The sequence below is a fragment of the Desulfocurvus vexinensis DSM 17965 genome (assembly GCF_000519125.1).
In the GTDB taxonomy this organism is placed as follows: Bacteria; Desulfobacterota; Desulfovibrionia; order Desulfovibrionales; family Desulfovibrionaceae; genus Desulfocurvus; species Desulfocurvus vexinensis.
The window spans coordinates 1-17,063 of record NZ_JAEX01000017.1 but is presented as its reverse complement, the minus strand read 5'-3'; the positions used below and the strand labels follow the sequence as shown (position 1 = coordinate 17,063).

Annotated in this window: 13 protein-coding genes; 9 read left to right on the top strand and 4 right to left on the bottom strand. The window is 69.9% G+C overall.

Translation table 11 applies throughout. The annotated features are described in order from the left end of the window. Positions 1–127: 127 nt before the first annotated feature. The gene (locus G495_RS0111405; protein ID WP_028587921.1) at positions 128–1,018 is read right to left on the bottom strand and encodes a LysR family transcriptional regulator ArgP; all 891 of its coding nucleotides are present in this window, start codon (positions 1,016–1,018) and stop codon (positions 128–130) included. A 116-nt stretch (positions 1,019–1,134) separates the two neighbouring features. On the opposite strand from G495_RS0111405, the gene G495_RS0111400 reads away from it, so the two are divergent. Next, positions 1,135–1,746 (top strand): LysE/ArgO family amino acid transporter, encoded by a 612-nt coding sequence (locus G495_RS0111400; RefSeq protein ID WP_028587920.1) that lies wholly within the window; start codon positions 1,135–1,137, stop codon positions 1,744–1,746. A 164-nt stretch (positions 1,747–1,910) separates the two neighbouring features. Here G495_RS0111400 and G495_RS18800 read toward each other — a convergent pair whose 3' ends face one another. The 3 genes from G495_RS18800 to G495_RS0111385 all read right to left on the bottom strand — a co-directional run bounded on the left by G495_RS18800 (position 1,911) and on the right by G495_RS0111385 (position 6,587). Further along, positions 1,911–2,849, bottom strand: coding sequence for a DMT family transporter (locus G495_RS18800; protein ID WP_051445306.1), 939 nt, complete (start codon positions 2,847–2,849; stop codon positions 1,911–1,913). Positions 2,850–2,935: 86 nt separating this feature from the next. Next, positions 2,936–3,757, bottom strand: a complete 822-nt coding sequence (locus tag G495_RS0111390; RefSeq protein WP_028587919.1) for a helix-turn-helix transcriptional regulator — start codon at positions 3,755–3,757, stop codon at positions 2,936–2,938. A 115-nt stretch (positions 3,758–3,872) separates the two neighbouring features. Then, positions 3,873–6,587, bottom strand: a complete 2,715-nt coding sequence (locus tag G495_RS0111385; protein ID WP_028587918.1) for a bifunctional acetate--CoA ligase family protein/GNAT family N-acetyltransferase — start codon at positions 6,585–6,587, stop codon at positions 3,873–3,875. Between the two features lie 273 nt (positions 6,588–6,860). Between G495_RS0111385 and acs the strand changes: the two genes are divergently transcribed. From acs to G495_RS0111350, 8 genes are all read left to right on the top strand, one after another. Then, positions 6,861–8,846 carry an acetate--CoA ligase gene (gene acs / locus G495_RS0111380; RefSeq protein WP_028587917.1) on the top strand — a complete coding sequence of 662 codons (1,986 nt, stop codon included), beginning with the start codon at positions 6,861–6,863 and terminating at the stop codon, positions 8,844–8,846. A gap of 301 nt (positions 8,847–9,147) precedes the next feature. Further along, positions 9,148–10,119, top strand: a complete 972-nt coding sequence (locus G495_RS0111375; RefSeq protein ID WP_028587916.1) for a sugar-binding transcriptional regulator — start codon at positions 9,148–9,150, stop codon at positions 10,117–10,119. Further along, on the top strand, positions 10,116–11,210 hold the full coding sequence (locus G495_RS0111370; RefSeq protein ID WP_051445305.1) for an ABC transporter ATP-binding protein: 1,095 nt from the start codon (positions 10,116–10,118) through the stop codon (positions 11,208–11,210). The genes G495_RS0111375 and G495_RS0111370 overlap by 4 nt, the downstream gene beginning before the upstream one ends. 112 nt (positions 11,211–11,322) lie before the next feature. Then, the gene (locus G495_RS0111365; protein ID WP_028587914.1) at positions 11,323–12,618 is read left to right on the top strand and encodes an ABC transporter substrate-binding protein; all 1,296 of its coding nucleotides are present in this window, start codon (positions 11,323–11,325) and stop codon (positions 12,616–12,618) included. 54 nt (positions 12,619–12,672) lie between these two features. Further along, complete coding sequence (locus G495_RS0111360) at positions 12,673–13,623, top strand: carbohydrate ABC transporter permease (protein WP_084458170.1); 951 nt, start codon at positions 12,673–12,675, stop codon at positions 13,621–13,623. A gap of 7 nt (positions 13,624–13,630) precedes the next feature. Further along, the gene (locus tag G495_RS0111355; RefSeq protein ID WP_028587912.1) at positions 13,631–14,443 is read left to right on the top strand and encodes a carbohydrate ABC transporter permease; all 813 of its coding nucleotides are present in this window, start codon (positions 13,631–13,633) and stop codon (positions 14,441–14,443) included. A 458-nt stretch (positions 14,444–14,901) separates the two neighbouring features. Further along, entirely contained in the window at positions 14,902–16,086 is a 1,185-nt protein-coding gene (locus tag G495_RS22230; protein ID WP_084458169.1) for a pesticin C-terminus-like muramidase, read from the top strand. A 112-nt stretch (positions 16,087–16,198) separates the two neighbouring features. Then, positions 16,199–16,933, top strand: coding sequence for a hypothetical protein (locus tag G495_RS0111350; RefSeq protein WP_156939687.1), 735 nt, complete (start codon positions 16,199–16,201; stop codon positions 16,931–16,933). The last annotated feature ends 130 nt before the right edge of the window (positions 16,934–17,063 follow it).

Sequence of the window (17,063 nt, the reverse complement as noted above, 5' to 3'; positions counted from 1 at the left end):
CCAGTATAAACACGAGTCGCGAAGCAATGTAAAGGGGCGCGCCGCCCCGGAGGCGCGGGCCCTGGGGGTGCGGCAGCCGCAGCCGGAGGCGGGGGGCGGGGATTTTCGTCCGTCCTCCGGGCGGTGCCTACGGCTCCAGCATCCGCCGGGCGCCTGCGGCCAGGGCCGCGCTCAGGCCGTCCAGCAGCGGCGAGCGCAGGTTCCAGCGGTGCCAGTAGAGCGCCACGGGCACCTCGGTGCGCGCGTCCACGCAGACCAGCCGCCCGGCGGCCAGGGCGCCCGCGGCCTGGATGAAGGGCGTCATGCCGCAAGCCAGCCCGGCCTCGGCCAGGGCCATGAACTGCCCGGGCGCGGGCACGAAATGCACGGGGTAGTCCCGGGGCGGGTCGGCGAACAGGCGGGCCAGGACCAGGTCGTGCAGGTCGTCGGCGCGGTTGAAGCGCACCGCCGGGGCCAGGGCCGCCGCCTCGCGGGTCAGCCCCCGGGGGAACCAGCGCCGCGCGAAGTCCGGCGTGGCCAAAAGTCCGTAGCGCATCACCCCCAGCCGCGTGGCCGTGCAGCCCTGCATGGGCGTGGGCCGCGCGCTCACGCAGCCCATGACCTCGCCGCGCGCCAGCAGCCGGTGCGTGCGCTCCTGGTCGTCCACGGCCAGGTCCAGCAGCGCGTCGCGCTGGCGCACGAAGTCCGTCACCGCGTCCATGAACCAGAAGTCCAGGCTGTCGGCGTTGACCCCGATGCGCAGCACGGGCCGCCCGCCCGGGGCCGCCGGGTCCAGCTCCGCCGCCAGGTCCTCCTCCAGGCGGCGCACCTGCAGGCAGTGGCGGATCAGGCGCTGGCCGTCGGGCGTGGGCCGGGGCGGGGCGGAGCGCGTGAGCAGGATGCGCCCGGTGCGCTCCTCCAGCAGCCGCACCCGCTGCGACACGGCGGACTGCGTCAGGCACAGGGCCCGCGCCGCGCGCTCGAACCCGCCCTCCTGGACCACCGCGGCCAGGGCCTCCAGCAGCTTGTAGTCGTGCATGCCCGGATATTAGCAGCGCTAATGAAAAAGTAAAACAATCAGTTTCACAGCGGGGCGGCGCCGGGCTACAAGGGGCGCTCCATCCGGCGGGAAACCAGCGCACCAGGAGGCGTTCCATGCTTGCAGTGTTCATCCAGGGATTCGGGGTCGGCGCGGGGCTCATCGTGGCCATCGGCGCGCAGAACGCCTTTGTCCTGACCCAGAGCGTGCGCCGCAATCACGCCTTCGCCGTGGCCCTGCTGTGCAGCCTGTGCGACGCGCTGCTCATCGGGGCCGGGGTCGCGGGGCTGGGCGCCGCCGTGGCCGCCAGCCCGGCCCTGGGCCGCATCGCCGCCTGGGGCGGGGCCGCCTTCCTGTTCTGGTACGGCCTGGGGGCGCTGCGCTCCCTGCTGCGCGGCGGGCAGCTCGACCCCGCCGCCCAGCCCACGGCCAGCCTGCGAACCACCCTGGCCACCACCCTGGCCGTGACCCTGCTCAACCCCCATGTCTACCTGGACACCGTGGTCCTGCTCGGCAGCCTGAGCGGGCAGTTTCCCGGCACGGGGCGCTACCTCTTCGGCGCGGGCGCGGCCAGCGCCTCCCTGGCCTGGTTCCTGACCCTGGGCCTGGGCGGGCGGCTTCTGGCCCCGGCCTTCACCCGCCCGGCGGCCTGGCGCGTGCTCGACGCCCTGGTCTGCGCCACCATGTGGGCCATCGGCGCGGGCATGGTCGGGCGGGCCCTGGCCTAGCCCGTGGCGGGCCCGCCCCAGCGGGCCGCCAGCCCGTGGCGCCCTGCGCGCTGCGCAAAAAATCCAGGCCCACGCGGCTGTCCGATCCGCGTGGGCCTGGATTTTTTTGCGCCGCCAGCGCACCCGCCCGGCAGGCCCGGGAACAGGACTGCCGCGGCAGGCAGCTAGGCGCGGGCCCGTTTCCCGGCACGGGGGGCCCACTGGCTGAAGAGCACCCCGGCCAGCACCGCCCCGGCGGCCAGCATCTGGACCGGGCTCAGGGCCTCGCCCAGGGCCACCCAGCCCAGGATCACGGCCACCACGGGCACGAGGTTGATGGGCGCGGCGCCCCGGGCGGCGGGCAGGCGGCTGATGCCGTAGTTGTAGAGCCCGAAGGCCCCCAGGGTCACGCCCACGCCCAGAAAGGCCAGCCCGCCGATGTGCGCGGCGGACAAGTGCGGCGCCGCCTTCAGCAGCCCGGGCAGCCCGGGCAGGAAGAACACCAGCCCCGCGAAGGTCTGCATGGCCGTGAGCGTCCACGAGCCGAAGCGGCCCGACAGGCGCTTGAGCATGATCATCGACCCGGCGGCGCAGAGCATGGCCAGCAGTTCCAGGATGTTGCCCAGCAGCGGGTTGGGGGCCTTGGCGTCCGGCGCGCCCGCCAGGGTCAGCCAGCAGACCCCGGCCATGGAGAGCACCAGCCCGGCCAGGGTGCGCCGGGTCAGCGGCTCGCCCAGCACCATGCGCGCCCCCAGGGCCACCAGCAGCGGCACCGAGGCCGAGATGACCCCGGCCTGGGACGAGGTGGTCAGGGTCAGGGCGTTGGATTCCAGCAGGAAATAGGCGCAGGGCATGAACAGCACGAAGAGCCCGAGCCATTTCCAGTCGCCCTTGCGGTAGCCCGCCAGGGACAGCCGGGGCAGGAAAAAGGCCACGGCCAGGCAGGCCCCGGCCTGGCGGGCCAGCATCAGCGATTCGGGCGGCAGCACGGCCAGCAGGGTCTTCATGGCCGAGAACGATGCGCCCCACAGGACCACGGCGGCCAGGATGGCCAGGGTGGGCAGCAGGGTGCCGGGAACCGGGGGCGCGGCGGCCTCAAGGGTCTGGGTGCTCGTGGTGTCCATGGGTCGGGATTCCTCCGGGGTCAAGGCAGGCAGCGTACCCCGGGGCCGGGCCGGGCGTATTGCAGGAAATTGCACGGGGCGCGGGGTCAGGTGGCGGCGTACTGGCCGGGGGTGGCCCCCGTGAACTGGCGGAAGCGGTTGGCGAAATGGGCCTGGTCGGCGAAGCCGCAGTCCTGGGCCACGTCGGCCAGGGGGCGGCCCGCGCGCAGCAGGGCCTTGGCGCGTGTGATGCGCAGCTGGGTGCGGTAGACGTGGGGCGGCAGGCCCGTGGCCCGCTTGAACACGCGCAGCAGATAGTAGCGCGACAGCCCGGCGGCCCCGGCCAGATCGTCCAGGGTCAGGGGCGCGGCGAGGTCCGCCGCCAGCAGCTCGCGCAGGGTACGCACGGCGCGGGGCTCCTGCCCGCCCGCCGCGCAGGCGGCGCGCACCTGGGCGTGGCCCAGCAGCAGCGCGCCCAGGGCGGTGTACAGGGCCGACTGGCGGGCCAGGGGTTCGCGGGCGGCGGGCGCCACGGCGGCCAACCGCTGGAGCCCGCCCCAGGCGTCGGGGTCGCGGGCCACCAGGCGGGTGAACTCGGGCCAGCCGCCCGGGCGCTGGGCCACGTCCTGCGCGGCGGCGCGCATGAGGCCCTCGTCCACGTAGAACATGCGGTAGGTGATGGGCGCGCCCCCGGGCCAGCCGCCGGTATGCACCTGGCCGGGGTTGATGAGCGCCAGGCCCCCGGTCTGCACGCAGGTGGCCTCGTCGCCCCGTTGCAGGCAGTAGCTCGAGCCGCGTTCCATGCAGCCGATGGCGTAGTAGTCGTGGCTGTGGCGCGGGAAGACGTGGGCGCTGTCGCTGATGAGTCCCAGCTCCAGGCCCGCGAGGTCGGCATGGCGCCAGAAGGTGACGGTGTGGGCGGCTTTCACGGCAAGCTTCCTTGGCCCCCCGTGTGTACACCCGCCGCGGGTCGTTGTCTTGAAGGAAATTGCCCTGCGTCCCGGCCGGGCGCGGGGGCCGGGGCAGCGCCCCGCCAGCGCGGAGCTATTCGGGGTTCAGGGGCAGGCGGAACTGGTAGACGTCATCGTCGTAGTTCTTTTTGACCTCGAAGCCCAGGCGTTCGGCCAGGGTGGCCATGCCCTTGTTTTCGAGCAGCGCCTCGCCGATCATGAAGCGGGTGCCCCGGGCGCGGGCGTAGCGGATGAGCTTGTCCATGAGGATGCGGCCCAGGCCTTTGCGCTTGAGGTCGGAGCGGATGACGATGGCGAATTCGGTGGCGGAGTTGTCGGGCTTGGTCATGCCGCGCACCACGCCGAGGGTCTCGGTCTGGCCGGGGGCGTCGGGTTTCTCGGCGGTGGCGATGAAGGCCATTTCGCGGTCGTAGTCGATCTGGGTCAGGCGGATCATTTCCGAGCGCGGCAGCTCGCGCACCAAGCCGAAGAAGCGGTAGCGGATGTCGTCGATGGACAGCCGGGAGAGGAATTCCCAGTGGGCGGGCTCGTCCTCGGGGCGGATGGGCCGCAGGGTCACGCGTGTGCCGTCGGGCAGCACCACGCACTCCTCCAGCTCGCGCGGGTAGGGGCGGATGGCCAGGCGCGCCCCGGGCTCGCCCTGGGCCGGGGCGATGGTGATTTCGGCGTCCAGGGCCAGCACGCCGTCCTGGTCCACGAACAGGGGGTTGATGGCCAGGGTCTGGACCTCGGGGATGTCGATGATGATGTGCGAGACCTTGACCAGGGTCAGGCACAGGGCGTCGAGGTCGGCCCCGGGCTGGTCGCGGTTTCCGGCCAGCAGGTGCGAGACGGCGGTGCGCGAGATGAGTTCGCGGGCCAGGGCCATGTTCAGCGGCGGCAGGGCCATGGCCTCGTCGCGCAGGATTTCGGTGTCCGCGCCGCCCTGGCCGAAGTGGATGTAGGGGCCGAACACGGGGTCGGTGCTCGCGCGCACGAAGACTTCGCGGGCCCGGGGGCGGCGGCCCATGCGCTGGACGATGTAGCCCGCCACGCGGCAGTCGGGGTGCGCCTCGGCCACGCGTTCGGCCACGGCGGCGGAGGCCTCGCGCACGGCCTCGGGGGAGTCCAGGTCCAGGGCGACGCCGCCCGCGCGGGTCTTGCAGAAGGAGTCGGGCGAGAGCACCTTGAGGGCCACGGGGAAGCCCATTTCGCGGGCGGCGGCCTCGGCGGCCTCGGGGCTGCCCGACAGGCGCGTTTCGACCACGGGCACGGCGTAGCTGTCCAGCACGTCCATGGCCTCGGGCACGGTCAGGGTGCTGCGGCCCGATTCCAGGGCGTTTTCCACCACCATGCGCGCGGTGGAGGTGTCGGGCATGAACTCCGTGGGCAGCGAGGCCGGGGTCTGCATGAGCATGTCCTGGTTGCGCCCGTAGTGCACCAGGTTCAGGAAGGCGCGCACGGCCTTGTCGGGCGTCCAGTAGGTGGAGATGCCCGCCTCGTTGAGGATTTCGCGGCCCTTCTGGGAGTGCTCGCCGCCGATCCACGAGGCCAGCACGGTGCGCTTGGCGCGCCGGGCGGCCCCGGCCACGGCGCGGGCCACATCCTGGCCGTCCACCAGGGGCGAGGGCACGTTGAGCACGAGCACGGCGTCCACGCCCTCGGCCTTGAGCAGGATCTTCAGGGCCTCGGCGTAGCGCTCGGGGCTGGCGTGGGCGGTGATGTTCACGGGGTTTTCGGCGTCGAGGAAGGCCTTGGCCGGGCCGCCGGGCTCGCCCGCCAGCAGGTCCATGAGCGCGGTGCGTGTTTCTTCCGTGAGCCGGGCCAGGGTGCCGCCGCCGCCGATGAGCATGTCCTGCACGAGGATGCCCGGGCTGCGGCCGTTGGAGAGGATGGCCAGGCGTTCGCCCTTGAGGGGCCGGGCGCGCACGATGGTTTCCACGGCGTCGAAGAGCGAGTCGATGTCGCCCACGCGCAGCATGCCCGAGCGGCGGAAGGCCGCGTCGTACACGGCGTCCAGGCCCTGGGGGCGGCGCGAGTAGCGCCCCAGCAGCTCGGCGGCCTCGGGGGTGCGCCCGCCCTTGATGACCAGCAGCGGCTTGTTGCGCGCCGTGGCCCTGGCGGCGGACATGAACTTGCGCGCGTTGCCGATCTCCTCCACATAGAGCATCACGGCCCGGGTGTTGGGGTCGGCGTTGAGCCAGTCGAGCAGGTCGCCGAAGCCGAAGTCGAGCTTGCGGCCCAGGGAGATGAAGTGCGAGAAGCCGATGTTGCGGCTGCCCGCCCAGTCGAGCACCGAGGTGAACAGCGAGTCGGACTCGGTGACAAAGGCCACGCGTCCGCTTTCGGCGCCGGTGTGGGCCAGGCTGGCGTTGATGCCCGTGGCCGGGGAGAGGAAGCCGATGCTCTCGGGGCCCAGAAAGCGCAGGTCCGTGCGCCGGGCGGCGGAGAGGATGGCGCCTTCGAGCATGGCGCGCACGTCGGCGGGCAGGTCGGCGAAGCCGTTGCCGATGATCACCGCCCCGGCGGTGCCGCGCCGCCCGAGCTGGAGCACGTAGTCGGGCACGGTTTCGGGCTCGGAGCAGATGAGCGCGAGGTCGGGGGTCAGCGGCAGGGTGTCGATTTCGCGGTACACGGGCAGGCCGAAGCACGACGAGAGCGTTTCGTGCACGGGGATGACCGGGCCGATGAACTTGCTGGCCAGCAGGTTGCGCATGAGCACGGCGCCGGGGTGCCCGGGTTCTTCGGTGGCGCCGATGACGGCCACGGAGTTGGGCCGGAACATGGTGTTGAGGTTGTCCAGATTCATGCGCGGGTCTGCTCCGGGGTGCTGGCGCCGTCTGCGTTGCGGGCCGGGGTGGCCGCCCACAGGCTTCCTTTGACCGAAAAACGGGCTGCGGGCAAGGGCGGGCGTGTGCGAATTTTCACGCATCCGCTCATACCACGAAATCATGCCGTTTACCAAAAAATAGTGCCCGCTGGAATTTGCATCCCCTAGGGAAGCGTGTAGGCACGAAACAGGAGCGCGGGTGCGCGCCGGTCCGGGCCGCATCCGTTCAAAGGACAACCAAGGGAGCAGCCGATGAGCCAGCAGAAGATCGAAAGCATGATGCACGAGACGCGTCTTTTCCAGCCCCCGGCGGAGCACCGGGACCAGGCCCACGTGAAGACCATGCAGCAGTACCAGGAGCTGTACCGCCGCTCCATGGACGACCCCGAGGGCTTCTGGGCCCAGCGCGCCGACGAGCTGGTCTCCTGGTTCCGCAAGCCAACGCGGATCATGGAGTGCGACCTGCACAAGCCCGAGGTGCGCTGGTTTGCCGACGGCACCCTGAACATGTCCTACAACTGCCTGGACCGCCACCTGGAGAACGGGCGGCGCAACAAGGCGGCCATCATCTGGCAGGGCGAGCCCGACGGGGACGTGAAGGTCTACACCTACCAGATGCTGCACACCGAGGTGAACCGCTTCGCCGCCGTGCTGAAGAAAATGGGCGTGCGCCGGGGCGACTGCGTGTCGCTGTACCTGCCGATGATCCCCGAGCTGGCCATCGCCATGCTGGCCTGCTCGCGCATCGGGGCCATGCATTCCATCGTCTTTGCCGGGTTCTCGGCCATGAGCCTGCAAAACCGCGTGCAGGACTGCGAGGCCAAGGTGCTGGTCACTGCCGACGCCGTGCTGCGCGCCGGGCGGACCATCCCCCTCAAGCCCAACGCGGACGAGGCCCTGGCGGCCTGCCCCAGCGTGCAGAAATGTGTGGTGGTGCGCCGCGCGGGCAACGCCGTGACCATGGCCGAGGGCCGCGACGTGTGGTGGCACGAGGAAATGGCCGCCCCCGACGTGCAGGGCTTCGTGCAGCCCGAGGAAATGGGCGCCGAGGACACGCTGTTCATCCTCTACACCTCGGGCTCCACGGGCAAGCCCAAGGGCGTTGTGCACACCACCGGCGGCTACCTGACCTATGTGGCCTCGACCATGCAGTACGTCTTCGACCTGCACGACGACGACGTGTACTGGTGCACCGCGGACATCGGCTGGGTCACGGGGCACAGCTACATCGTCTACGGGCCTCTGGCCCTGGGCGGCACCTCGCTGATGTTCGAGGGCGTGCCCAGCTACCCGGGGCCGGACCGCTTCTGGCAGGTGGTGGAGAAGTTCAAGGTCAACATCTTCTACACCGCGCCCACGGTCATTCGCGCGCTGATGCGCGAGGGCGTGGACTGGACCACCAGGCGCGACCTCTCCAGCCTGCGCATCCTGGGCTCGGTGGGCGAGCCCATCAACCCCGAGGCCTGGATGTGGTACCACGAGCACATCGGCAAGAGCCGCCTGCCCATCGTGGACACCTGGTGGCAGACCGAGACCGGGGGCATCCTCGTTTCGGCCATGCCCTACGTCACGCCCCTCAAGCCCGGGTCGGCGACCCTGCCCCTGCCGGGGGTGGACGCCGCCGTGGTGGACGCCGAGGGCGTCGAGGTGCCCCCGGGTTCGGGCGGCAACCTGGTCATCCGCAGGCCCTGGCCGGGGATGCTGCGCGGGGTCTTCCGCAACCCCGACCGCTACAAGTCCACCTATTTCGAGCGTTTCCCGGGCATGTACGAGTCCGGCGACGGCGCCCGGCGCGACGAGGACGGCTACCTCTGGGTCATGGGCCGACTGGACGACGTGATCAACGTCTCGGGCCACCGCATGGGCACCGCCGAGATCGAGTCGGCCCTGGTGGCGCACCCCAAGGTGGCCGAGGCCGCCGTGGTGGGCATGCCCCACGACATCAAGGGCGAGTCCATCTACGCCTATGTGACCCTGTCCGCCGGGGTGGAGGAGTCGCCCGAGCTGGTGGCCGAGCTGCGCGGCTGGGTGCGCAAGGAGATCGGGCCCATCGCCTCGCCCGAGGTCATCCAGTTCGCCGACGGCCTGCCCAAGACCCGCTCGGGCAAGATCATGCGCCGCGTGCTGCGCAAGATCGCGGCGGGCATCTTCGACCAGTTCGGCGACACCTCGACCCTGGCCGACGCCACGGTCATCGACACCCTCATCGACGGCTACCACGAGATTCGCGGCAACTGAGCCGCACGGGCCAGCCCGCCATGCCGGGCCGGGGGGCGCATGCCCTCCGGCCCGGTTTGTTTTTGTGCGCCAGATGGCGGGTGCGATGCGTACAAATGTATCGACTGTGCGACATTATTCCGGTCCGCTCCGGCGGGGTGGGGCGGGGGAGGGCGGTCCGGCCGGCCCTGGATTGCGCGGAGTTTACGGCCCTGTGGCAATCCTGTGTCAGCGGGTGACCGGGTGCATTTGCCTCTTGCGCGGCGCCCAGAATCCTATACAGTTGCCGCAAAAAAGTGACACAAGTCACGGGCGGGGGACCATGGGCGGAGACACGGACAGGCTTGAGGAGCTCCAGGCGCGCATCGCCTGGGCCTACTACAAGGAGGGGCAGACCCAGGCCGGCATCGCCGAGCGCTACGGGCTGACCCGGGCCCGGGTCAACCGCCTGCTCCAGGAGGCCCGCGAGACGGGGCTGGTGCAGATCACCGTCAACTCGCGCCTGGCCTCGTGCGTGGAGCTGGAGTGGCGCCTGCAGGAGACCTTCGGCCTGGCCCGGGCCATGGTCGTTCCCACCCCGGCCCGCGAGCGCCAGCTCTACGAGGCCGTGGGCGAGGCCGCCGCCGCCTGGGTGGGCGAGCGGCTGCGCGACGGCCAGTCCCTGGGCCTGGGCTGGGGCAAGACCCTGGGCGCCAGCGTGGGCGCGCTGCCCCGCCGCCCCCAGGGCGACATCAGCGTGGTTTCGCTCTTCGGCGGGCTGCCCCACAGCCACACCACCAACCCCTACGACATCGCCTCGCGCTACGCGCGCAGGCTGGGCGCCGCGCGCTGCTACTACATCGCCGCGCCCATGTACACCGACTCCCCGGCCACCCGCGCCACCCTGGTGGGCCAGCCCATGTTCACCCGCGTCTACGAGCGCGCGGCGGAGGTGGACATGGCCCTGGTGGGCGTGGGCGACCTGACGGCGCGCTCCACCAACGTGGCCCTGGGCGCCCTGAGCCACGAGCAGTGGCACTCGCTGCTGGAAGCCGGGGCCGTGGGCGAGCTGTTCGGCCATTTCCTGGACGCGGCGGGCAATCCGGTGGACCATCCGCTGAACCGCTGCTTCACCGGCCCGTCCCTGGAGCGCCTGCGGGCCATCCCCATCATCATCGCCGCCTCGGGCGGCATGCAGAAGACGGCCATCCTGCGCGCCGTGCTCCTGGGCCGCTACCTCACCGTGCTGGCCACCGACGAGCAGACTGCCGCCGCCCTGCTGGACCACAGACCAACCGAGGAATCCACCGCATGACAGCATCTTCCCCCGCCCCGGAGATCCGGGGCGTCGGCATCAGCCTGCGCGGCATCACCAAGCGTTTCGGCGCGTTCGTGGCCGTTGACGACGTGTCCCTGGACATCGCCCCCGGCGAGTTCCTGGTCATCCTCGGCCCGTCGGGCTGCGGCAAGTCCACACTCCTGCGGCTGGTGGCCGGGCTGGAGCCCGTGACCTCGGGCACCATGCTCATGGGCGGGGCGGACATCACGGCCCTGCCGCCCGCCGACAGGCGGCTGTCCATGGTCTTCCAGTCCTACGCGCTGTTCCCGCATCTGCCGGTGCGCGAGAACATCGTCTTCGGCCTGCGCCTGCGCAAGCGCGACAAGCAGGAGATCGCCGAGCGGCTGGAAACGGCCTCGCGCCTGCTGGGCCTTGGCGAACTGCTGGACCGCAAGCCCTCGGAGCTGTCCGGCGGCCAGCAGCAGCGCGTGGCCCTGGGCCGGGCCATCGTCTCCAAGAAGCCCGTGTGCCTGATGGACGAGCCGCTCTCCAACCTCGACGCCAAGCTGCGCAACTCCATGCGCCGCGAGATCCACGCCCTGCAGCGCACCCTGGGCATCACCATGATCTACGTGACCCACGACCAGGTCGAGGCCATGACCATGGCCGACCGCGTGGCGCTGCTCGACGGCGGGCGGCTGGTGCAGCACGCCACCCCGGCGGAGCTGTACAACCGCCCGGGCACGGTGTTCGCCGCGCGCTTCATCGGTACCCCGCCCATGAACCTCGTGCCGCTGTACGAGGCCGAGGGCGGCGCGGCCCTGGAGCCGGGGGGCGCGGCGGTGCTGCCGGGCGTGCCGGGCCGGGGGCTGCTGCTGGGCATCCGCCCCGAGGACATCACCCTGACCCCCGGCGGGCTGCCCGCGCGGGTGGTGGACACGGAGTTCCTGGGGGCGGACCTGCTGGCGCGCTGTGCCCTGGCGGGCGGCGAGGTGCTGGTGCGCCTGCCGGGCAGCCGCACCCTGGAGGCGGGCGACGGGGTGGGGCTGGCGCTGGCGCCCCGAGCGATGCATTTTTTCGACGCTGCCAGCGGCCTGCGGCGCGACGACATCTCCTGCGGGGCCTGACCCGGGCCCCGCGAGCGGCAGAGGAAAAAACGCGCCCGCCGGGCGGCATCCGGCGGGCGCGTGGACGGTTTCTTCCAAAGGAAGCACACCGCAACATCCAAGGAGCGCTACCATGAAATCCGCATTCCGCAAAGCGGCCCTGGGGGCCCTGGTCCTGGCCATGGCCCTGTGCCTGCCGGGCATGGCCCCGGCCAAGGACATCGAGCTGACCATGTACTATCCCGTGGCCGTGGGCGGCCCCATCACCGGCATCGTGGACGGCATGATCGCCCAGTTCCAGGCCGAAAACCCCGGCATCAAGGTCAAGGCCGTGTACGCGGGCAACTACGACGACACGCGCGTCAAGGCCCTGGCGGCCCTCAAGGCGGGCGAGCCCGTGCAGCTCTCCGTGCTGTTCTCCATCGACGTGTTCGACCTGATGGACGAGGACGTGGTGGTGCCCTTCGACGAGCTGGCGACCAGCGACGCCGACCGCGCCTGGCTGGGCTCCTTCTACCCGGCGCTGATGCAGAACAGCGTGGTGGACGGCAAGACCTACGGCATCCCCTTCCAGCGCTCGACCATCGTCATGTACTACAACAAGGACGCCTTCCGCGAGGCGGGCCTGGACCCCGAGACCCCCCCGGCCACCTGGGACGAGATGGTCGAGATGGGCAAGAAGCTGACCAAGCGTGACGCCTCGGGCAAGGTGGAGCGCTGGGGCGTGAGCATTCCCTCCACGGGCTACCCCTACTGGATGTTCGGCGCCCTGGCCATGCAGAACGGCCAGGAGCTGATGAACGCCAAGGGCGACACGACCATGTTCGACGCCCCGGCCTGCGTGGAGGCCCTGCAGTTCTGGCGCGACCTGGGCGCCAAGCACCAGGTCATGGCCGAAGGCACCATCGACTGGGGCACCCTGCGCCAGAAGTTCCTGGAAGGCGCCACGGCCATGATGTGGCACACCACGGGCAACCTGACCCCGGTGCGCTCGGGCGCGAACTTCGACTTCGGCGTGGCCATGCTGCCCGCCGCCAAGCGCCGCGGCAGCCCCACCGGCGGCGGCAACTTCTACGTGTTCAAGCAGGCCAGCCCCGAGGAGCGCCAGGCGGCCCTGACCTTCATCAAGTGGATGACCGCCCCCGAGCGCACCGCCGCCTGGTCCATCGAGACCGGCTACGTCGCCACCCGGCCCGACGCCTACGAGTCCGAGGCGCTGCGCAAGTACGTGGCGGAGTTCCCGCCGGCCGCCGTGGCGCGCGACCAGTTCGAGTTCGCCACCGCCGAGTTCTCCACCCACGAGACCGCGCGGGTGAAGAAGTTCCTGGACGACGCCCTGCAGGCTGTGCTCACCGGCCAGAAGGAGCCCGCCCAGGCCCTGGCCGAGGCCCAGAAGGGCGCCGAGCGCGTGCTCAAGGCCTATCGCTAACGACGTAACCCGGGGCGGGGCGGAACCTTCCGCCTCGCCCCCTCCCGGGTGCCCATGACCTCCACGACCCCTTCGGCCACGACCCCCGCGACTCCTGCGGCCCCCCCGGCCCCGGCCCCCGCGCGGCGGCTGGCCCGGACCCCGCAGTGGCTCTACGGCTGGCTGCTGCTGTTGCCCTCGGCGGTGTTGCTGGTGGCGTTCACGCACTATCCCATCGTGCGCACCATCTACAACAGCTTCTTCAGCACCCCGCGCGGCAAGATTCCGGCGCGCTTCGTGGGCCTGGAGAACTACCAGGCCCTGCTGCACGACGATATTTTCATGCGCGTGCTGGGCAACAACTTCCTGTTCGCCCTGGGCACCATCCCGGCCAGCGTGGGCCTGGCGCTGCTCATGGCCGTGTGGGTCAACGGCACGCTGCCGGGCCGGGCCCTGGCGCGCACGAGCTTCTTCACGCCCACGGTGCTGCCCATGGTGGCCGTGGCCAACATCTGGCTGTTCTTCTACACCCCGCAGGTGGGCATCCTGGAAAAGCTGCTGGCGCCCTTCGGCATCCACGGCGTGAACTGGCTGGGCGACCCCTCCACGGTGCTGTGGTGTCTGGCGGTGATGGCCGTGTGGAAGGAGGCCGGGTTTTTCATGATCTTCTACCTCGCCGCGCTCCAGGGCGTGCCGCCGGACCTCACCGAGGCCGCGCGCATCGAGGGCGCCGGGCGGTGGTACTGCTTCCGGCGCATCACCTGGCCGTTGCTCATGCCCACGACCATCTTCGTGCTGCTCAACGCGACCATCAACTGCTTCAAGCTGGTGGACCACCTGTTCATCATGACCAAGGGCGGGCCGGACAACGCCTCCTCGCTCTTGCTCTACTACATCTACGAGACGGCCTTCGCCTACTGGGACACGGCCTACGCCAGCACGCTGACCGTGGTCCTGCTGGGGCTGCTGGCCCTGACGGCCCTGGCCCAGTTCCTGTATCTCGAACGCCGGGCGCACTACAGGTAGGCCGACCATGAACGACCGCATCACCCGCTTTCTCGAAACCCTGGCCTGCTGGACCCTGGCCATCCTGTGGGCCGGGCCGCTGCTCTTCGCCCTGTGGGCGGCCTTCCACGGCCCGGAATACCTGACGCGTCTGGACTTCACCGCGCCCCTGACCCTGGACAACTTCGCCCAGGCCTGGGCCACGGCGCCCTTCGCGCGCTACTACCTGAACACCGTGCTCTACACCCTGGGCACCCTGGCCGGGCAGTTCGTGCTGTGTACCCTGGCGGCCTACGCCTTCGCGCGGTTCCGCTTCCCGGGGCGCGACGTGGCCTTCATGCTCGTCCTGGTGCAGCTCATGATCATGCCCGACCAGCTCATCGTGGAAAACTACCAGATCATGAGCGCCCTGGGGCTGGTGGACACCATCACGGGCATCTCGCTGCCCTACGTGGCCTCAGCCTTCGGCATCTTCCTGCTGCGCCAGACCTTCAAGCAGGTGCCCGTGGAGCTGGAGGAGGCCGCCCTGGTGGAGGGCGCCAGCCGCCTGCAGGTGCTGACCAAGGTCTACATCCCCCTGGGGCGGCCCACCTACCTGGCCTACGGGCTGGTGTCGGTGTCCTACCACTGGAACAACTTCCTGTGGCCCATCGTCATCACCAACTCCGTGACCACCCGCCCGCTCACCGTGGGGCTGGCCATCTTCGGCGCCCCGGAGTCGGGGGTCCACTTCCCGATCATCTCTGCGGGCACGCTCATCGCCGTGGCCCCGCTGCTGCTGGCCTTCCTGCTCTTCCAGCGCCAGTTCGTGCAGAGCTTCATGCGCGCGGGCATCAAGTAGCCCGCTCGGCGGAGGGAGCGGGGCGTGCGCCCCGTTCCCTGCTCCCCGGGATCGCCGGAAGGCGCATCCCCCCGCCGCCCCGCCGTCCCCGCCCGCAACCCGCTGCGCCCCCGCGCGCCCTGGCCCGCCCGCCCTGCGGGCCGCATCGCCCCGCCACCCGCCCGGCAGCGCCCCTGCGGCCTGCCGCTGGCCGCGCTGCGGGGCGCTGCCGTTTTGCGCCAGGCCGCGCCGGACCGCGCCGGGGCTCGGGGGCCCGGTCCGGCCCGCCGGGCAGGCAGGCGCGGCGTACGCTTTGTTGCGGTCCCCCTCTTGACAGATAGGCGAAAACAGCCTAACAAGGCTATTCCCTTGCTTCCCGTCGCGGTGCTTTTTCGCGGGAAGAAAAGGAGTTTCTTCAGGCGTGCCCTGGGTTGGCTGGATAATCTAAGGCGTTTAACACCGAGACAGGAGGAGTGCTCATGCCCGGACGGGACAGCAGGAAGCAGACGGAACAGTTCTTTGCCAGCGTGTTCCAGACGGCGGACGCGCGCGAGGTGCGCAACCGCAGGGCGGCAGAGGGCCAGGCCTACGGTTCCCGGGAATGGTTCGCGGCCCTGCTCGACGAAAGCCCGGCGCCGTCCGCGCCCGCGTCTGCGCCGCAGGGCGGCGCCCTCGTGGCTTCGCGCGAGGGCGTGGCTCCGGTTGGGCCCGGGGCCGGAACGCTGCCCGGTGCCCCGGACGGGATCAGGGGGCTGGAGGCCGGGCAGGAGCCGGGCAAGGCCTCCGCTCCGAGCCGTCATATCGCCGAGGGGCCGGGCAGGGGCCAGGCCGCGCCGAATTCCAATGCTCCGGCAGACGCTTCGCAGGCCGCCGGGGCGGGAACGGATGCGGCAACCGGCGGCGGCGCCGCGAATCCGACGCCGGAGGGCCCGGCTGTTGCCCGCCAGGATTCCCCGGCCCGGGGCCAGGCCGCCCAGCCCAAAGGCAGCCAGGGCGCCCCCGGGAACCCGGAGCAGGCCGCAGCCGAGGCCGCACGGCAGCTTGCCGACGCCCGGCGCGTCTGGGCGAAATCGCTGGAAGGGACGTCCATTGACCGGGCGGCGATTGACTTGTGGGAGGGAAAACGCAAAGAACTGTATGTGCCCGTTGAAAATGGCGAAGGTGGGCGGAAAAGGCCCATTGCCAACAGCGGCGTGACCATCGGCGGGGGGCTCGACCTGGGCCAGCACAACGAACAGGACCTGCGCAAATACCGGCTGCCCGAGGACTTGCACCAGAAACTGCTGCCCGCCTTGGGCGTCAAGGGCGAGGCGGCCATCGAATTCGTCCAAAAGAACAAGATCGTCCTGACCGAGGCGGAAGAGGCAATCCTGGCTGAGGCCATGCACGCCAGGATCACCCAAGATACACGGGAGATATTTGATTCCCATTCGTCTAATAAAGCGGGCGTCAAATTTAATGAATTGCCTTCAGCGGCACAGACAGTATTGTATAGCATGAGATTGAATATGGGGAAAAAGGGTTTTTCTGATTCAAGGATAACTATAGAAGCAATTTCGAATGGGAATTATGGTGCAGCATCAAAAGAGTTGAATTCAAAAAATTGGATTAATGGTTTTGATAGACGGTCAAAAGAGGGGCAATGTTTGCTTGATAATCTGTAAATGATGTTGGAGTTGTAAAGCAAACAACGGGGGAGGCATGCGTCTTTGTTTTTGGGGAGTTGGAGTTGCTGCGATTCTCCTGACACTCCTGCCCGGGGCGGCCCGGGCGCAGATGCCGCCGGAGGTGGCTCGGGCCTTGGAGTCCGAGGCCAATTATGTGGCGTTCATGCAGGAATTTCGTGATGCCTTTCCCTTTTCCACTGGCCATAAGGCCTATACCTGCCGCCAGTATCTGGACCTCCGGCGGCGCCTGCCGGAGGCCTCGGTTGCCGACGAGGGATGGTATCTGGCCACGTTGCGCTGGAATGAATATGTGCAATGCAGCCTTGCGGACTTCCTGCACCGCGTGGCCCCGGCCCCACAGCCGTGCTATCGGCCTGACAACCTGGGGCAGGAGCTGTTCGAGCGCATGGAGGCCGGTCTGGTCACGGTGTTGGCTCCGGAAGGGCGACTGTACAAGGGGGGGGCAGGTGGGCAGGCAATGACTTTCGCCGAGTACCTCCGGGATTGGGAAGAGAATAAAGCTCCCAGTTGGATGGAGTCCGTGGAGTTTTCCATTCAAGCCGCAGGGTTTTCCTTCGTGGTGCAATGGGAGGGCATGCCGGGCCGCCGAGGGGAGGCCTGGGGGAAGCACGCCCTGGTGGCCGAGGTGGACGCCGATGGCAACGGTCAGTGTGATTGGGTCATGGGAGCAGTGGAAGATAATCTGGAGGATGCCTATGTCGGGCCAACCCAACGCTACTCTATCGTGCTCAACCCGGAGTCCGGGGGACTCATGAAAACCCGGAGGTTGTTCATGCCAAGCGAGAATCCGGCAGTTGATTTTATTCTTCCGGGCGCGCCCTGACCATGCCCGGCCATCCGCGAACCCCCTCCCGGAAGGTCCACATGCCCCGCGTTGCCCTGGCCCTTGCCTCGTTGCTGCTGGCCTCGCTGTTGCTGACGCTCCTGCCCGCAGCGGCCCGGGCGCAGATGCC

Coding starts and splice junctions, on each gene's coding strand:
- G495_RS0111350 (WP_156939687.1), top strand. CDS start 16,199: ATGCCGCCGGAGGTGGCTCGGGCCTTGGAGTCCGAGGCCAATTATGTG.
- G495_RS0111355 (WP_028587912.1), top strand. CDS start 13,631: ATGAACGACCGCATCACCCGCTTTCTCGAAACCCTGGCCTGCTGGACC.
- G495_RS0111365 (WP_028587914.1), top strand. CDS start 11,323: ATGAAATCCGCATTCCGCAAAGCGGCCCTGGGGGCCCTGGTCCTGGCC.
- G495_RS0111385 (WP_028587918.1), bottom strand. CDS start 6,587: ATGAATCTGGACAACCTCAACACCATGTTCCGGCCCAACTCCGTGGCC.
- G495_RS18800 (WP_051445306.1), bottom strand. CDS start 2,849: ATGGACACCACGAGCACCCAGACCCTTGAGGCCGCCGCGCCCCCGGTT.
- G495_RS22230 (WP_084458169.1), top strand. CDS start 14,902: ATGCCCGGACGGGACAGCAGGAAGCAGACGGAACAGTTCTTTGCCAGC.
- G495_RS0111400 (WP_028587920.1), top strand. CDS start 1,135: ATGCTTGCAGTGTTCATCCAGGGATTCGGGGTCGGCGCGGGGCTCATC.
- G495_RS0111375 (WP_028587916.1), top strand. CDS start 9,148: ATGGGCGGAGACACGGACAGGCTTGAGGAGCTCCAGGCGCGCATCGCC.
- acs (WP_028587917.1), top strand. CDS start 6,861: ATGAGCCAGCAGAAGATCGAAAGCATGATGCACGAGACGCGTCTTTTC.
- G495_RS0111405 (WP_028587921.1), bottom strand. CDS start 1,018: ATGCACGACTACAAGCTGCTGGAGGCCCTGGCCGCGGTGGTCCAGGAG.
- G495_RS0111360 (WP_084458170.1), top strand. CDS start 12,673: ATGACCTCCACGACCCCTTCGGCCACGACCCCCGCGACTCCTGCGGCC.
- G495_RS0111370 (WP_051445305.1), top strand. CDS start 10,116: ATGACAGCATCTTCCCCCGCCCCGGAGATCCGGGGCGTCGGCATCAGC.